This window comes from Streptomyces asoensis, from assembly GCF_016860545.1.
In the GTDB taxonomy this organism is placed as follows: Bacteria; Actinomycetota; Actinomycetes; order Streptomycetales; family Streptomycetaceae; genus Streptomyces; species Streptomyces asoensis.
In genome coordinates, this window is the sequence record NZ_BNEB01000003.1 from 1,883,981 (window position 1) to 1,899,842 (window position 15,862).

The 15,862-nt window shown below is 72.5% G+C and carries 17 protein-coding genes; 10 read left to right on the forward strand and 7 right to left on the reverse strand.

Going from position 1 to position 15,862, the window contains the following annotated elements:
- Window positions 1–25 precede the first annotated feature (25 nt).
- Complete coding sequence (locus Saso_RS21060; RefSeq protein ID WP_189925528.1) at window positions 26–850, reverse strand: DUF3558 domain-containing protein; 825 nt, start codon at window positions 848–850, stop codon at window positions 26–28.
- A gap of 230 nt (window positions 851–1,080) precedes the next feature.
- On the opposite strand from Saso_RS21060, the gene Saso_RS21065 reads away from it, so the two are divergent.
- A complete protein-coding gene (locus Saso_RS21065) occupies window positions 1,081–2,274 on the forward strand; it encodes an RtcB family protein (protein WP_189925582.1) in 1,194 nt (397 codons plus the stop codon).
- A 33-nt stretch (window positions 2,275–2,307) separates the two neighbouring features.
- Here Saso_RS21065 and Saso_RS21070 read toward each other — a convergent pair whose 3' ends face one another.
- From Saso_RS21070 to Saso_RS21085, 4 genes are all read right to left on the reverse strand, one after another.
- On the reverse strand, window positions 2,308–3,141 hold the full coding sequence (locus Saso_RS21070; protein ID WP_189925526.1) for a hypothetical protein: 834 nt from the start codon (window positions 3,139–3,141) through the stop codon (window positions 2,308–2,310).
- A gap of 147 nt (window positions 3,142–3,288) precedes the next feature.
- Complete coding sequence (locus Saso_RS21075) at window positions 3,289–4,545, reverse strand: tyrosine-protein phosphatase (RefSeq protein ID WP_189925525.1); 1,257 nt, start codon at window positions 4,543–4,545, stop codon at window positions 3,289–3,291.
- A gap of 29 nt (window positions 4,546–4,574) precedes the next feature.
- Window positions 4,575–5,351, reverse strand: coding sequence for an SDR family NAD(P)-dependent oxidoreductase (locus Saso_RS21080; protein ID WP_189925522.1), 777 nt, complete (start codon window positions 5,349–5,351; stop codon window positions 4,575–4,577).
- A 63-nt stretch (window positions 5,352–5,414) separates the two neighbouring features.
- Entirely contained in the window at window positions 5,415–5,753 is a 339-nt protein-coding gene (locus Saso_RS21085; RefSeq protein ID WP_189925520.1) for a YnfA family protein, read from the reverse strand.
- A gap of 134 nt (window positions 5,754–5,887) precedes the next feature.
- On the opposite strand from Saso_RS21085, the gene Saso_RS21090 reads away from it, so the two are divergent.
- From Saso_RS21090 to Saso_RS21105, 4 genes are all read left to right on the forward strand, one after another.
- Window positions 5,888–6,409: a hypothetical protein gene (locus Saso_RS21090; protein WP_189925518.1), complete on the forward strand. Its 522-nt coding sequence runs from the start codon at window positions 5,888–5,890 to the stop codon at window positions 6,407–6,409.
- A gap of 93 nt (window positions 6,410–6,502) precedes the next feature.
- Window positions 6,503–6,976 carry a MarR family winged helix-turn-helix transcriptional regulator gene (locus Saso_RS21095; protein WP_189925516.1) on the forward strand — a complete coding sequence of 158 codons (474 nt, stop codon included), beginning with the start codon at window positions 6,503–6,505 and terminating at the stop codon, window positions 6,974–6,976.
- 7 nt (window positions 6,977–6,983) lie between these two features.
- Complete coding sequence (locus Saso_RS21100; protein ID WP_229901433.1) at window positions 6,984–8,015, forward strand: permease; 1,032 nt, start codon at window positions 6,984–6,986, stop codon at window positions 8,013–8,015.
- The gene (locus Saso_RS21105) at window positions 8,012–8,872 is read left to right on the forward strand and encodes a TIGR03943 family putative permease subunit (RefSeq protein WP_189925514.1); all 861 of its coding nucleotides are present in this window, start codon (window positions 8,012–8,014) and stop codon (window positions 8,870–8,872) included. Before Saso_RS21100 ends, Saso_RS21105 begins: the two co-directional genes overlap by 4 nt.
- A gap of 42 nt (window positions 8,873–8,914) precedes the next feature.
- On the opposite strand, the gene Saso_RS21110 is transcribed toward Saso_RS21105, so the two are convergent.
- Window positions 8,915–9,322, reverse strand: coding sequence for a winged helix-turn-helix transcriptional regulator (locus Saso_RS21110; RefSeq protein ID WP_189925512.1), 408 nt, complete (start codon window positions 9,320–9,322; stop codon window positions 8,915–8,917).
- Window positions 9,323–9,455: 133 nt separating this feature from the next.
- Between Saso_RS21110 and Saso_RS21115 the strand changes: the two genes are divergently transcribed.
- The gene (locus Saso_RS21115; RefSeq protein WP_189925510.1) at window positions 9,456–10,355 is read left to right on the forward strand and encodes an NADP-dependent oxidoreductase; all 900 of its coding nucleotides are present in this window, start codon (window positions 9,456–9,458) and stop codon (window positions 10,353–10,355) included.
- A gap of 323 nt (window positions 10,356–10,678) precedes the next feature.
- Here the strand turns inward: Saso_RS21115 and Saso_RS21120 are convergent, their stop codons facing one another.
- The gene (locus tag Saso_RS21120) at window positions 10,679–11,518 is read right to left on the reverse strand and encodes an AraC family transcriptional regulator (protein WP_189925509.1); all 840 of its coding nucleotides are present in this window, start codon (window positions 11,516–11,518) and stop codon (window positions 10,679–10,681) included.
- A 114-nt stretch (window positions 11,519–11,632) separates the two neighbouring features.
- On the opposite strand from Saso_RS21120, the gene Saso_RS21125 reads away from it, so the two are divergent.
- The 4 genes from Saso_RS21125 (at window position 11,633) to Saso_RS21140 (ending at window position 15,822) form a co-directional block, all read left to right on the forward strand.
- A complete protein-coding gene (locus Saso_RS21125) occupies window positions 11,633–12,751 on the forward strand; it encodes an LLM class flavin-dependent oxidoreductase (RefSeq protein ID WP_189925508.1) in 1,119 nt (372 codons plus the stop codon).
- The gene (locus Saso_RS21130; protein ID WP_189925507.1) at window positions 12,748–13,383 is read left to right on the forward strand and encodes an FMN reductase; all 636 of its coding nucleotides are present in this window, start codon (window positions 12,748–12,750) and stop codon (window positions 13,381–13,383) included. Before Saso_RS21125 ends, Saso_RS21130 begins: the two co-directional genes overlap by 4 nt.
- A gap of 207 nt (window positions 13,384–13,590) precedes the next feature.
- Window positions 13,591–14,337: a response regulator transcription factor gene (locus Saso_RS21135; RefSeq protein WP_307822239.1), complete on the forward strand. Its 747-nt coding sequence runs from the start codon at window positions 13,591–13,593 to the stop codon at window positions 14,335–14,337.
- A gap of 87 nt (window positions 14,338–14,424) precedes the next feature.
- Window positions 14,425–15,822, forward strand: a complete 1,398-nt coding sequence (locus Saso_RS21140) for a sensor histidine kinase (protein WP_189925578.1) — start codon at window positions 14,425–14,427, stop codon at window positions 15,820–15,822.
- Window positions 15,823–15,862 lie beyond the last annotated feature (40 nt).

The following is a 15,862-nucleotide window of genomic DNA, read 5'->3' on the forward strand; positions in this document are numbered from 1 at the left end:
GGGTGCGAACCGGGCCGAAGTGCCCTCAGCCGGCCAGCGAGTCGTCCAGCTGTGCGGCCAGTTTCCGGGCCTTGTCCTGCATTTCCTCACTGTCCGGCACCACGCCGACGGTCGCCGGCTGCTCCTCGTACGCGATGGTCACGAGGACGTTGGACGTGCGGAACGCCACAGTCACCGTGCGCTGTTCGGCCGTCGAACCGGAGCTGCCGAGCGCGTCGTCGATGAACGCCTCGTCGCCCAGGTCCTCCAGGAGGCGGGGCTGGAGTTCGGCCGGCGCGACGGTCGAGGAGGCCGACGCCGACGCCGTCGCGGAGGCGGTGGCGGACGGGGACGCGGAGGCCGTCGCGGAGCCGGAGGGGCTCCCGCTCGGCGAGGGCGAACCGCTCGTCGAGACGGCGGGCGCCGGGAGGTCGGCCGCGGCGACCCGCTTGGCGAAGAGCGCCTCGGCCTGGTTGTCGTCGCTCACGGCGTTGTCGTAGGAGACGACGCGCTCGAAGTCGACGAGGAGATGGTCGGTGGCGTCCGCCGACTCCACCTTCCATCGGCAGCCCACCTTGCGGTCCGTGTCGTACGTCAGCGTCGCCTCGCCGGCATAGGCCGTGTCGCGCTGTGTCTCGTCGGCGAGTTGCCTGATGCCGGGGAGCAGCGAGTCCAGCGTGGAGCGGCTCACCACCCCGCACGCCTCGGGCAGCGTCGCGTACTTGCCGGGCTGGGCCGCGGCGGTCGCCGTACCCGCCTGGCCGGGGTTGGAGTCGTCCGTCGAACCGCCTTCGTCCGAACCGCCGGTGCAGCCGGCCAGCAGCGCCGCGAGGAGCGCGACGACGCCGGGTACGTATGCCTTCCGCTGCACGGTCGGCTCCTCTCGACGGTCAGGTTCGTCCGCCGTGGGCGACGGTCGGGGTGATGGGCGGCGGGCCGGTGTCCCCGCTGGTTATTCGCTTGCCGGGCGAGGGCGGTCCCTGGAGACAATGTGTATCGCACGTGGAGCTGTGGATGCCGGTCCGCTGTCCTTTTCATCGACCTTGGCGCCAGTTTTGCGACTTGAGACTTCTGTATCGGTTCCGGGGGAATGAGGACGTTATGTCGTACGTGGAGATGCCGGGCGCGAAGGTGCCCATCCGGATGTGGGCCGACCCGGCGTCGGTCGAGGAGGGTGCGCTCCAGCAGCTGCGGAACGTGGCGACGCTGCCGTGGATCAAGGGCCTGGCGGTCATGCCGGACGTCCATTACGGCAAGGGCGCGACGGTCGGCTCGGTCATCGCCATGCAGGGCGCCGTGTGCCCGGCGGCGGTCGGGGTCGACATCGGGTGCGGGATGTCGGCGGTCAGGACGTCGCTGACGGCCAACGACCTGCCGGGGGACCTGTCCCGGCTCCGGTCGAAGATCGAGGAGGCGATCCCGGTCGGCCGCGGGATGCACGACAGCGCGGTGGACCCGGCGGGCTTCCACGGCTTCGCGACCACGGGCTGGGACGACTTCTGGGGCCGGTTCGACGGGATCGCGGACGCGGTGAAGTTCCGTGCGGAGCGGGCCGGAAAGCAGATGGGAACGCTCGGAAGTGGCAACCATATGATCGAAATTTGTCTCGACCAGGCAGATTCGGTCTGGCTCATGCTGCACTCAGGTTCACGGAACATCGGCAAGGAGCTGGCCGAGCATCACATCGGTGTTGCTCAGAAACTTCCGCACAACCAGGGCCTGATCGACCGCGACCTGGCGGTCTTCGTGTCGGACACTCCGCAGATGGCCGCATACAGGAACGATCTGTACTGGGCTCAGGAGTACGCGAAGTACAACCGGGCGATCATGATGGCGCTGCTCAAGAACGTTGTCCTCAAGGAGTTCAAGAAGGCCAAGCCGACCTTCGGCACCGAGATCTCCTGCCACCACAACTATGTGGCGGAGGAGCGGTACGGGGGCATGGACCTTCTGGTCACGCGTAAAGGTGCGATTCGCGCAGGTTCCGGTGAGTACGGGATCATTCCCGGTTCGATGGGTACCAGCTCGTACATCGTGAAGGGTCTCGGCAACGAGAAGGCCTTCAACTCGGCTTCGCACGGAGCGGGCCGGCGTATGAGCCGGAACGCGGCAAAGCGGCGCTTCTCGGTGCGGGACCTGGAGGAGCAGACGCGGGGCGTGGAGTGCCGCAAGGACTCCGGAGTGCTCGACGAGATTCCGGGCGCCTACAAGAACATCGACCAGGTGATGGATCAGCAGCGGGACCTGGTGGAGGTCGTGGCGAAGCTGAAGCAGTTCATCTGTGTGAAGGGCTGACCGACGAGGCCCCGTGGGACGGGGCCTCGTCGGCTATCGCCCGGCCCGATCCGGGACTCGGCCTGTACGTAGTCGCCAGAGACGGATGCAGCAGCTGTTCTCGGTTCGGCCGAGTTCCTGCGCTGCCGCAGCATCGTTGTTCAGCCGCAGTAGGACGCTGTCTTCGTGCGCTGTCCAGCGACGGCGTTCAGGCGCGACCTTCATACCGGCCGGCCGGGCCCAACTTTGCAGTGAGTCGGCTGCGCTCTTCTTGCGCTCCAGAGCCAGGCAGTCGCTGTAGTAGAGGTCGGCTGCGAGCTTCTGGGCGTTCTCGTTCGTGTAGAGGATGTTGTAGATCGCGTCCCGGGCGTTTCGCTTGATGTTGCGCTCAGCCTTGGTGATTTCCCGCGCGTACCCGCATAGATACGTGCCGATGGCCGTGCTTGCCGTCGTCAGGGAGAGGAAGGGGAAACCCTTGCTCGTGTAGCCCACCGAACCGTCGGCATCGATGACGCCCCGGAGGTAGTCGCGGGGTGAGAAGTCACCGTGAGGCGGAGCGACAGTCCTCGACTTGTGTCCGTAGGGCAGGCCGAGTTCGTTGAGCGTGGTCCTGGCTTCGAGTGAACAGAGGCTCCAGGTATTCGAACTGTGAACTTCGGCGAAATTGGTGGATCGGGTGCGCGCGGTGATGCTGCTGTTGTACGGCGTCAGCTTCTGGAATCTTCGAAGCAGCTCGACATCTCGTGCGTTGAGCTCGACAGTCAACCGCCCTCGCTGCCGCGACTGTTGGTAGAGATGCCCGTCCGCTTGCAGGAAGCCGAACATGTACGCGTACTCCGGGACCCTGAGGTCCATGAACTGGTGACCCTCAGGCTCGCAGTCAGCCATGCGGAAGTGTTTCCTTCCATGCTGGTCAGGCCCTCGTCAGGAATACCGGTCCCGGACGAGGGCCGTCGTGGTCCACGTTTGTGGCGCGAGCCTAGATCGCCAGTTCGCCCGCCGATGAGGTGATCGGCGATGTTCACTCATGTGGGTTCAGGCGAGCCGTTTCTCCATCAGGGTCACCGCGTAGGGGCTGCCCGTGCCGCCTTCCTTGGCGCGCTGTTCGCCCACGACCGTGTAGCCCGCCGCCTCGTAGTACGCCCGCAGCCGGGAGTTGGCGGAGAGGCAGTCGAGGCGGGCGTAGGGCCGGCCGGCCGCGCCGATGCGGGCCTCGGCGTGCGCGAGCAGCGCGCGGCCCGTGCCCGGCGGGGCGGTGTGCGGGGTCGTCATCAGCCGGTGGACGTACCCGGCCTCGGGCGGGCGGGGGCCCCAGGCCGCCGGGTCGTCCCACCAGAGCTCGTAGGCCCCGGTCACCGCGCCCCCCGAGTACGACAGCCAGACCTCGCCCTCGCGCATGCGGTCGACGAAGTGCGCCTCGGTCTTCTCGCCCGGCTGCCACTGCCGGATGCCGCGGGCCAGCTGCCACAGGGCGGCCGTGTCCCGCAGCCGGACGAGGAGGGCGGCGTCCCCCGGCGTCGCGCGCCGCAGGACCGGCTCGGGCCGGCCGGTGGGGACCGGTTCGAGGAGGCGGGCCCGCAGGGCGCTCTTCAGGGCCTCCACGTCCATGCCGAGGGCCTGCGACACATACGCATCGAGGGAGCCGTGGCGTTCCCGCAGCGCGGCCAGGAACAGGCGCATCACCGCCTCGGGCGCCCGTCCGAAGGACGGCCACACCGGCGAGCGGCCGCCGTTGCGCGCACGCCAGTCGGCGAGCAGCGCCGGGGTCGCCAGCTCCGTCAGGGTGAAGTCCTCGACGATCACCTCGTCGGGGACCCCCAGCAGACCGAGGACCAGGGCGGCGAACTGCCCGGTGCGGTCCTTGCCGGAGGCGCAGTGGAAGACCAGCCCCTCCTTCGCCCCGGCCACCAGTTCCAGGGCGGCCGCCAGCTCCTTCGTGCCGTCCTCGGCCACTTCCATGAAGCGTGCGCTCAGGTACGGTCCCGGCTCCACGTCCGGGGTCAGCGACGGCTGGTCGTAGGGCCGGTGCTCGATGCTGAGGTTGCGGTAGGCGAAGGAGTCGTGCTCGGGGATGCGGCCCCGGTCCCGCGCCTCCCACGGGTGGCGCAGGTCGATCACCGTGCCGATCCCCAGGGCGAGGAAGCGGTCCCAGTCCGCGGTGTCCGGTCGCAGCTTGCCGAGCGAGTCCGCCCGGAAGAGCCGCCCCGGGCGCACCCGCAGACCGTCCGCGGCCGGGTATCCGCCCAGGTCACGGAAGTTGTGCAGGGTCTCGAACGGTATGTGCCGGTCCATGTGCGCCCCCGTGGTCTCGTCCGCCGCCGTCACAGCTCGCGGTGGACCTTCGTGTTGGAGGCCTGGGCGCGGGGGCGCAGGACGAGGAGGTCGACGTTGACGTGGCTGGGGCGGGTGACCGCCCAGGCGATCGTCTCGGCGACGTCGGAGGCGGTGAGGGGTTCGGCGACGCCCTCGTAGACCTTGGCCGCCTTCGTCTCGTCGCCGCCGAAGCGGGTGAGGGCGAACTCGTCGGTCTTGACCATGCCGGGCGCGATCTCGATGACGCGCACCGGCAGGCCGACGATCTCCAGGCGCAGGGTCTCGGCGAGGACGTGGGCGCCGTGCTTGGCGGCGACATAGCCGCCGCCTCCCTCGTACGTCCCGTGCCCGGCGGTGGAGGAGACCACCACGACCGTGCCGTCGCCGCTCGCCACCAGCTTGGGGAGCAGGGCCTGGGTGACGTTGAGGGTGCCGAGGACGTTCGTCTCGTACATCGTGCGCCAGTCGGCCGGGTCGCCGGTGGCGACGGGGTCGGCGCCCAGCGCGCCGCCCGCGTTGTTCACGAGGACGCCGATCGTGCGGAACGCGCCGGCGAACTCGTCGACCGCCGCGCGGTCCGTGACGTCCAGCGGGTAGGCCGTCGCGGACCCGCCGGAGCGGGTGATCTCCTCGGCCAGCGCCTCGACGCGGTCCCCCCGGCGGGCGGTCAGGACGACCCGGTAGCCGGCCGCGGCGAGCTGCCGGGCGGTGGCGGCGCCGATGCCGCTGCTCGCACCGGTCACGACGGCGATGCGGGAGGCGGCGGACGGTGCGGCGGTGGCCATGGGCTGCTCCTCATGCACGGGGGCGTTCGTTCGTACGATCGGCTGCCGCCCAGCGTATCGGGGTCAGCCGCCGTTCCTCGGGGCCCACATGATCAAGGCCATCCCGGCGAGGCAGACCGCGGCGCCGGCCAGGTCCCAGCGGTCGGGGCGGTAGCCGTCGGCGACCATGCCCCAGAGCAGGGAGCCCGCCACGAAGATGCCGCCGTACGCGGCGAGGATGCGGCCGAAGTGGGCGTCGGGCTGGAAGGTGGCGACGAAGCCGTACGCGCCGAGCGCGAGGACGCCGCCGGTCGCCCAGAGCCAGCCGCGGTGCTCGCGCACGCCCTGCCAGACCAGCCAGGCGCCGCCGATCTCGAAGAGCGCGGCGACGACGAACAGGGCGGCGGAGCGGAGGATCGGCATGGCCGCAGCTTCGCACGGCGGCGCGCTGTCACCTGTTGGAGGGCGCCTGCCGGGTGCCGGGCGGGGGATACATCCCCTTCGTACGACCCGGCCCGGGCGGTCTGTGATCGATTCTGTTCGAGGAGTGGTGTGGCATGCGCAGGATGCGGGGTCTCGCCCTGTGGGGCGCGGTGCTGACGGCGGTGGCCGCGGGGGTCGTCCCCGCCCGGGCCGAGGGCGCGGCGGGGGACGCGGGGACGGCGAGGGAGGCGGGGGAGGCGGTGGCGGCGACCGAGGCCGACCTGTCGTACCACGGCTTTGCCGTGCTGCGCGGCGGCCGGGTCGACGTCAGGCTGACCCCGCGCAACCACGGGCCGGGGGACGTCTCGGACGCGACCGTGCGGCTGCGCTGGTCCGTGCCGCTGGCGGCCGGGGCGCAGCGGCTGCCGGCCGGCTGTGCGCGGACGGGCCGCCAGGAGGTGGTGTGCGGGACGGGGGCGCTGCCCGCGGACGGACCGGGCGAGGCGATCGTGCTGCGGGTGCGGCTGCGGGGGCGGCCGGCGGAGATGACGATGGACGTCGACACGCTGTGGGGCGGCGGGGCGGTGGACCGCAACCGGGCGAACGACCGTCAGCGGGTGCTGGTCCTCGACACCGGGGACGCCTACTTCTTCTGACCGCGGCCCCGCCGGATCCTCCGGACCCCGGTCCTGCCGGAGCGTCGTACGATCTGCGGACGGCGCCGACGCCGGGGCCGACGAAGGGGTGCGATGTCCGGAAACGTACGGTCGCGGCTGCTGGACGAGCTGGCCGTCGTCTCGCGCCGGTACGTGGCCGCGTACGCCCTGTTCAACCAGGCCCTAGCCGACCGTCTCGGGCTGCATCCCACCGATCTCCAGTGCCTGAACCTGCTGACGCTGGAGCGGGATCCGGTCACGACGGGCCGGATCGCCGGGCTGACGGGGCTGACCACCGGGTCGGCGACGCGGCTGGTGGACCGGCTGGAGCGAGCCGGTTACGTCGTCCGGGAGCGCGACGCGGCCGACCGCCGGCGGGTGCTGGTGGTCACGGTGCCCGAGCGGATCGCCGAGCTCGGGCGGATGTGGGAGCGGCTGGGCGGCGACTGGATGCCGCTGTTCGAGGATCTGACGGACACCGAACTCGCGGTGATCGTGCGGCACATGCGGCGCACGGTGGAGTTCGGCGCGGAGCAGGTCACGCGTTTGCGGGAAGGCCGGGTGTAGGGGCGCGATGGAGACGGACATACGGCCGTCCGCGGCGGCGGCCGGGGCGGGGACGGCGCAGGACGCCCGCCCGGGGCGTGAACTGCCCCGGCACTGGCCGCTGTTGCTGCTGGGCGCGGCGGTGGTGCCGGGTCTGCTGCTGGTGCTCGTGGGCCGCTCGCTGGACGAGCCGGCGGTGCAGGCCTGGCGGACGGTGTGTCTGGCCGTGACCGTGCAGGCACTGCCGTTCCTGCTGCTGGGCACGGCTCTCTCGGGGGCGATCAACGCGTTCGTGCCGGCGCGGGTCTTCGGCCGGCTGCTGCCGAAGCGGGCCGCGCTGGCCGTGCCGGTCGCGGGGGTGGCCGGTGTGGTGCTGCCGGGCTGTGAGTGCGCGTCGGTGCCGGTGGCGAACAGCCTGATCGGACGGGGGGTCACACCGGCGGCCGCGTTCGCGTTCCTGCTGTCGGCGCCCGCCGTGAACCCGGTGGTGCTGACGGCCACGGCCGTCGCCTTCCCGGGCGATCCGGAGATGGTCCTCGCCCGGCTCCTCGCCTCGCTGGTCACCGCCGCGGCGATGGGCTGGCTGTGGCTCTGGCTGGGCCGGGAGGAGTGGCTGCGGCCCACCGTCGCGCGCCACACCGGCCACATCGCGGGGCGCAGCCGCTTCACGGAGTTCCGCCGCGGCTTCCAGCACGACTTCCTGCACGCGGGGGGATTCCTGGTGGTGGGAGCGATGGCGGCGGCCACGTTCAACGTGGCGGTGCCCCGCACCCTGCTCGACACCTTCGCGGGTTCGCCGTGGCTGTCGGTGCTGTTCCTGGCGGCGCTGGCGGTCGTGCTGGCGGTGTGCAGCGAGGCGGACGCGTTCGTGGCGGCCTCGCTGACGGGGTTCTCGCCGGTCGCGCGGCTGGCGTTCATGGTGGTGGGGCCGATGGTCGACCTGAAGCTGATCGCGCTCCAGGCGGGGACGTTCGGACGGGCCTTCGCGGTGCGGTTCTCGTCGGCCACGGCGGTGGTCGCCGTGGCGTGCAGCGCGCTGATCGGAGGGGTGCTGCTGTGAGGCGGTTCGTGCAGGTGGGCCTGCTGGTGCTGGCCGGGCTGGGGCTGTTGCACACCTCGCTGTTCACGGACGAGTACCTGCGGTTCGTCAAGGAGGGGATGCGGCCCCTGCTGGTCGCCTCCGGGCTGCTCCTGGTGGCCCTGGGCGTCGCGGAGGCGTGGGCCGCACCGCCGGAGACGGAGCACGCGGGGCACACGGGGCCCGGCCGCACGGCGCGTGCCGACGCGGGCCACCGCCACCGGGCGGACGGCGACACGGGACACACCGGGGGCGGGCAGGAGCTCGGGGACGGGCACGGGCAGGAGTCCGGGGACGGGCACGGGCACGGGCACGACCACTCGCGTGTTCCGCGGGTCGCGTGGCTGCTGTTCCTGCCGGTGCTGAGCCTGCTCTTCTACGCGCCTCCCGCGCTGGGCTCGTACACGGCTTCCCGGGAGCCCGCGAAGGCCGTCGCCGTGCAGGAGGACGCCTTCGACCCGCTTCCCGCGACCTCCCCGCTGCCGATCACGCTCACCGACTTCACGATGCGGGTGCAGCAGGACCGTTCGCTGGCCCTGCGCGGCCGCGCGGTCGTGATGACCGGCTTCGTCAGCCCGGCCGCGCGGGGACAGGACGGCTGGTACCTGACCCGGATCGTCGTCAGCTGCTGCGCCGCGGACGCCTCGTCCGTGAAGGTGCTGGTCCAGGGCGTCGCGGCGCCGAAGGCCGACACCTGGGTGAACGTCACGGGAACCTGGCACGGCAGCGGGACGCTGGGGACGTCCTCGGCGGCGGTCTCGTTGACGGCGCACGGCGTGACGAAGGTCGCGAAGCCCTCCAACAGCTACATGGACGCCCTGCCGCTCGGCAGCGGCTGAGGCGGTGCCGCGTGCCGCGTGCCGCCGGGCGGGCGGCGCGGGTCAGGCGCCGGTGTTGTCCGCGTCGTAGCGCAGGCGGGCCGCGTGGACCTCGTCGAAGTGGTTCTCCGCCCAGTCCTTGACGGCCGTCAGCAGCAGCGCGAGATTGCGGCCGAGGGGGGTCAGTTCGTAGTCGACGCGGACCGGGACGGACGGCGTGACCGTGCGGGTCAGGATGCCGTCGCGCTCCAGGGTGCGCAGGGTCTGGGTCAGCATCTTGGGGCTGACGCCGGCGATCCTGCGGGCCAGGTCGCTGTAGCGCAGGGGGCCGGGGGCCAGGGCCGAGACGACCAGGCTGACCCACTTGTCGCTGAGGCGGTCCAGGAGCTGGTTGGTCGGGCAGTCGCGCAGGAACGCGTCGTACGCGCTACGGGCCTGCTCACGCTGCTGGGCGGCGGTCCTGGTCGCCATGGCGCTCTCCTCCGGGTGACGTAGGCACCTTCAGGTAACTACTTCCCCCTGGATAGTAGCTCTTCCTAGTGTTGTGGCCATCGGAGGGAGCCGGAAGGTTCCCCCAACTAGCCATCAATACAGGGGAGTTGGCATGCGAGCAGCAGTGGTGCGGGCGTTCGGTGGACCCGAGGCCGTGGAGATCGTCGACGTGGAACTGCCGGAGCCGGGCGCGCGCCAGGTCCGGATCAAGGTGACGGCGTCCGCGCTGAACCCGGTGGACGCCGGGGTGCGTGCCGGGATCTTCGGTGGTGCGGGCCGGCAGATCGGGCTGGGCTGGGACGTGGCCGGGACCGTCGACGCGGTGGGGCCGGCCGCCGCGTGGAGCGCGGGGGAGGAGGTCGTGGCGCTCGCCCACGGGGTGGCCGCCCCGCTCGGCGCGCACGCGGAGTACGTCGTCGTCGACACGGACGCGGTGGCGCTCGCCCCCGGCTCGGTGGACGCGGTGCACGCGGCGACCCTCCCGCTGAACGCGCTGACCGCCGTGCAGGCGCTCGACCTGCTGGACCTGGCGCCCGGGGACTCGCTGCTGGTGACCGGGGGCGCGGGAGCGGTCGGCGGATACGCCGTCGAGATCGCCGCGCGCCGGGGTGTGAAGGTCGCCGCGCTGGCCAGGGCGCAGGACGAGGAGTTCGTCCGTTCGCTGGGAGCCACGCGCTTGGTGGACGGCGCGGGTGGCGCGGACGGCGCGGGCGGTTTCGATGCCGTGCTGGACGCGGCGGTGCTCGGCTCCGAGGCGCTCGCGTCCGTGCGGGACGGGGGCGCGTACGCGGGGGTGATCCCGCAGGCGCAGCCCGCCGCGGAGCGGGGGGTGCGGACCACCGCGGTGGAGGTGGCCTCGGACGGCGTGCGGCTCGCGGAACTGGTGCGGGCGGTCGACGCGGGCGAACTGACCCTGCGGGTCGCCGGCACCTACGCGCTGGCCGACGCCGCCGAGGCGCACGCCCGGCTGGCCGAGGGCGGCCTGCGCGGACGGCTGGTCATCGTCCCGTAGCGCCCGCCCGCACGGGTTCCGGTGCGGTGCGCCCGGGGCACGGCGGGTGCTTGGGCGGCGACGGGCCGTGCCGTGCCTTGCCGGGTCCGTGCCGTGCCGAATCCGGGGCCGGGCGGTGCCGTGCCGTGCCGGGGCTGGACGGGTCCGCGCCGCGCCGTGCCGTGCTGTGCCGGGTGCGGGCCGGGCCGGGGCCGGGCGGTGCCGGGTGATAGCGGTGTCGGGCCGCGCCGGGTGCGGGTGGTGCCGGGTCCGGGCCGTGCCGTGCTGTGCCGGGTGCGGGCCGGGCCGGGGCTGGGCCGTGCGGGCTCCGGGTGGTGCCGGGTCTAGGCGGTGCGGTGTCGTGCGTAGGTCGCCGGGGGGACGCCGACCGTCGCGGTGAAGTCGCGCACCAGGTGTGCCTGGTCGGCGTAGCCCAGGTCCGCGGCCAGGGCCGCCCAGTCCACGGCCTCCTGTGTCTCCGCCCGCTCCAGCGCCTCGTGGATGCGGTAGCGCAGGATCACCCACTTCGGGCCGACCCCCACGTAGGCGGCGAACAGGCGCTGGAGCAGCCGTACCGAAAGACCCGCGTCGTCCGCCAGGTCGGCCACCCTGCGCACGGCGCGGTCGGCGCGCACCCGTGCGACGAGGGTCATGGCCAGGTCCGCCTGCGGGTCGGGGCGGGGGGCGAGGGCCAGCAGGTGGGCGTCGAGGGCGGCCACCCGCTCGCTCTCGTCCGCCGGGGCGAGGACCCGCGCCGGATCGGTGCCGGTGAGGTGGATCCGGCGGCCCGTCCAGTGCGAGACGGGGTGGTCCGGGGCGAAGGGGCGGAAGCCGCCCGGCCGGAACTTGACGCCGCAGACCCGCCCGCGCCCCTCCAGTTTCTGGGCGAACAGGCCCTGCTGCACGCCGGCGATCTCGGCGAAGGGCTCCTGGCCCTCGAACCGCTGGAACACGAGGTGCACCGCGGGGTGCGGGACCACGTGGGAGACGTACGGCTCGGTCAGGTCCCAGTCGATCAGCCAGTAGTGCTCGACCCATGGGCGCAGGGCCGCTGCCGCCTCGGGGCGCCGGAAGCGCACGCGCGCGAGGAAGTCAGCCGCGTCGACGATGCCCCGGGTGTCACGGCGTGGGGTGTCCCGGGGTGAGGCGTCACGGGGGGAGGCGTCACGGCGTGGGGTGCCCATCTCCGGATCGTAGAACGGGGTACCGACAGCCGGGTGCGCGGCGGAATAGACGGAGAGGGGATGCCGTTGGGGCGGTATAGTTTAACGGTCAACAACTTTGGAGGTTGAGCGACCATGCAGTTCGGGATCTTCAGCGTCGGCGATGTCACGCCGGACCCCACCACGGGCCGTACGCCGACCGAGCGCGAGCGGATCAAGGCCATGGTCGCCATCGCGCTGAAGGCCGAGGAGGTCGGCCTCGACGTCTTCGCCACCGGTGAGCACCACAACCCGCCCTTCGTCCCGTCGTCCCCGACGACGATGCTCGGCTACATAGCCGCGCGGACGGAGAAGCTGGTCCTCTCCACCTCCACCACCCTCATCACGACCAACGACCCGGTGAAGATCGCGGAGGACTTCGCGATGCTCCAGCACCTGGCCGACGGCCGGGTCGACGTCATGATGGGCCGCGGGAACACCGGGCCGGTCTACCCCTGGTTCGGCCAGGACATCCGGCAGGGCATCAACCTCGCCATCGAGAACTACGCGCTGCTGCGCAGGCTGTGGCGTGAGGACGTCGTCGACTGGGAGGGCAAGTTCCGCACCGCCCTCCAGGGCTTCACCTCCACCCCCCGCCCGCTGGACGACGTGCCGCCGTTCGTCTGGCACGGCTCCATCCGCTCGCCCGAGATCGCCGAGCAGGCCGCGTTCTACGGCGACGGCTTCTTCCACAACAACATCTTCTGGCCGGCCGACCACACCAAGCGGATGGTCGAGCTGTACCGCGCCCGGTACGCGCACTACGGCCACGGCACGCCCGAGCAGGCCATCGTCGGACTCGGCGGGCAGGTGTTCATGCGGAAGAACTCGCAGGACGCGGTGCGCGAGTTCCGGCCGTACTTCGACAACGCGCCGGTCTACGGTCACGGGCCCTCCCTGGAGGACTTCACCGACCAGACCCCGCTGACCGTCGGCACGCCGGAACAGGTCATCGAGAAGACGCTCAAGTTCCGTGAGTACGCGGGCGACTACCAGCGCCAGCTGTTCCTGCTGGACCACGCGGGGCTGCCGCTGAAGACCGTGCTCGAGCAGCTCGACCTGCTCGGCGAGGAGGTCGTCCCGGTGCTGCGCAAGGAGTTCGCCGTCGGACGGCCGGCCGAGGTGCCGGACGCGCCGACCCACGAGTCTCTGCTCGCGGCCGCGCGGACCGCGCGGACCGCCGGGACCTCCGGGGAAGGAGGGGACGTCGCATGAAGCTCGTCGTCGTCTCGGCGGGGCTGAGCGTCCCGTCGTCGACCCGGCTGCTGGCCGACCGGCTCGCGGCCGCGACCGCCGGGCGGACCCCGGCGCGGGTCGAGGTCGTGGAGCTGCGCGACCTCGCCGTCGAGATCGCCCACAACTTCACCAACGGCTTCCCCGGCCGGAAGCTGGCGGCCGCGCTGGAGTCGGTGACGGAGGCGGACGGGCTGATCGTCGTCACGCCCGTCTTCTCCGCCTCCTACAGCGGCCTGTTCAAGTCGTTCTTCGACGTGCTCGACCCGGACGCGCTGACCGGCAAGCCGGTGCTGATCGCGGCCACGGGCGGCTCCGCCCGGCACTCGCTGGTGCTCGAACACGCCCTGCGGCCGCTCTTCTCCTACCTGCGCGCGGTCGTCGTCCCCACCGCGGTCTACGCCGCCTCGGAGGACTGGGGCGCGGAGGGCCTGCCCGAGCGGATCGAGCGGGCGGCGGGAGAGCTGGCGACCCTGATGACGGGCCTGTCCGCACCGCCGAAGCACGACGGGCACGACGGCGACGACAGGGACGGGAGCGCCGAGAAGGCCGGGGACGGCGGGTTCACGGTGGTCCCCTTCGCCGACCAGCTGGCGGCCCTGGCCACCCGGTAACCCCCGACCGGAGCCTCCCGAGCCCCGGACGGGCCCTCCAGCCCGTCCGGGGCAGCCCCCTCCAGCCCGTGCGGCGATTGAGGACGAGGCCCGTCCAGGGCCGATGCCGGGGCCCGGGGGCGGCAGCCCCCGGAACACGTTCACCCGAACGGTGAGAGCCCAGTAAGAAGGGTGACCGTACGACCCTCCCCCCGGCCCAACCGCCGGATGCCTTGGCAGACTGGCCGGGTGCCTCCCACCGTGCTGCTCGCCGAAGACGACCGTGCCATCCGCAACGCCCTGGAGCGGGCCCTGGCCCTGGAGGGCTACCGGGTCACCGCGGTGGCCGACGGCGTCGAGGCGCTCGCGCACGCCCACAAGAACCCGCCCGACGTGCTCGTCCTCGACGTGATGATGCCCGGGATCGACGGCCTCCAGGTCTGCCGGGTGCTGCGTGCCGAGGGCGACCGCACACCCATCCTGATGCTCACCGCGCTGGTCGAGACCGCCGACCGGATCGCCGGGCTCGACGCGGGCGCCGACGACTACGTCGTGAAGCCGTTCGACGTCGAGGAGGTCTTCGCCCGGCTGCGGGCGCTGCTGCGCCGCACCAACCCCGACGGTGTCCCCGAGACCCCCGCACCGGTGCCCGACGTGCCGAAGCGGGCGCCCGAACGGCACATCGAGGCGGCCGGACTGCGGATGGACCCGCAGGCGCGCCGGGCCTGGCGGGGCGAGCGGGAGCTGGAGCTGACCCGGACCGAGTTCGAGCTGCTGGAACTGCTCGCGCGCAACGCCGGGATAGTCCTGGACCACTCCACGATCTACGACCGCATCTGGGGCTACGACTTCGGTCCCGGCTCCAAGAACCTCGCCGTCTACGTCGGCTACCTGCGCCGCAAGCTCGACCAGCCCGGCGCCCCGCAGCTGATCCACACCGTGCGCGGGGTGGGTTACGTGCTGCGGGAGGACTGAGGGACGGGGACGCGCGTGAGGCGTACGCGTTCACCGGAGCCGCCGCGCCCCGCCGATCCCGCGCGTCCCGCGCATCGCCTGCGCCGGCTGCTGGCCCGGCCGCGGCCGAAGCTGGTGTCGCTGCGCACCACCTTCGCGGTGTCCTTCGCCGCCGTGACCGCCGCGGTCACCGTGCTGGTCGGCGTGCTGTCGTACTCGGCCGCCGCGCGGCTGGTCCGGGTCGACCAGGAGTCGGTCTTCGACGAGGTCGTGCAGGACCTGCGGGACGAGGTGCGCGACCACCGGATGGCGGCGGAGGACTTCTCCTCGTCGGCTCCGGGGCACGACATCGTGCGGCCGGCCCGCACGGACGTGCAGGTGCTCGGCCCGGACGGCTCGGTCGTGGACCGCGGCAGCCCCGGACTGCCCGTCGTGCCCGCCGACCGCACGATCGCGACGGCGGCGCAGGCCGGGCGGATCGTCGTCCACAAGGACGTCGACGTCGGCAGCGACGTCTACCGTGTCGCGACGGTCTCCCTGGGCGGCGGCCGGGGCGCGGTGCAGGTGGCCCAGGAGTTCAGCGACACCGAGGACCTGCTGAGGGCGCTCCAGCAGCGCACGCTCATTCTGATGATCGCGGTGGTGACGGCGGCGGGCCTGTTCGGCTGGTGGCTGGCCCGGCGCATCACCCACCGCCTGGTGATCCTCACCACCGCCGCCGAGGACGTCGCCCGCACCCGAAGGCTCGGTGTGCAGGTGCCGGTCACCGGTCATGACGAGGTGGGCCGGCTGGGCCGTGCCTTCGACCGCATGCTCGGCCGGCTCGCCCAGTCGGAGGAGGACCAGCGCCGGCTGGTCCAGGACGCGGGGCACGAACTGCGCACCCCGCTGACCTCGCTGCGCACCAACATCTCGCTGCTGCGCCGCATCGACGAACTGCCCCCGGACACCCGCGACGAACTGGTGGCGGACCTGAGCCAGGAGGCCCGCGAGCTGACCGACCTGGTCAACGAGCTGGTCGACCTCGCGGCCGGCCAGTCCGACACGGAACCGCCGCGGAAGCTGGATCTCGCCGACCTCGCGGAGGAGGTCGCCGGTCTCGCCCGGCGCCGCACCGGACGGCCGGTCCTGGTCCGGGCGAGCGGGGACACCACCCTCTACGGGCGGCCGGCCATGCTCCAGCGGGCGGTGTCCAACCTCGTGGAGAACGCGACCAAGTTCGACCGCGGGGGCGGGGCGCCCGTCGAGATCGCCGTCACCGGGCCGTCGCGGCCGGGGGTCGTCCGCGTCGAGGTCCTCGACCGGGGTCCCGGTATCGCCGAGTCCGACCTGACCCGCGTCTTCGACCGCTTCTACCGCGCGGCCGACGCCCGCTCCCTGCCCGGCTCGGGCCTGGGCCTGTCGATCGTCCGCGAGGTGGCCCTCGCCCACGAGGGCGCGCCGTTCGCACACCGGCGGGCGGGAGGCGGCTCGGTCATCGGGTTCACGGTGGGCGGGGGGTTGTGACGGGGCGGGCAGCCAGCCGGGCCGGGTTACACCGTAGCGA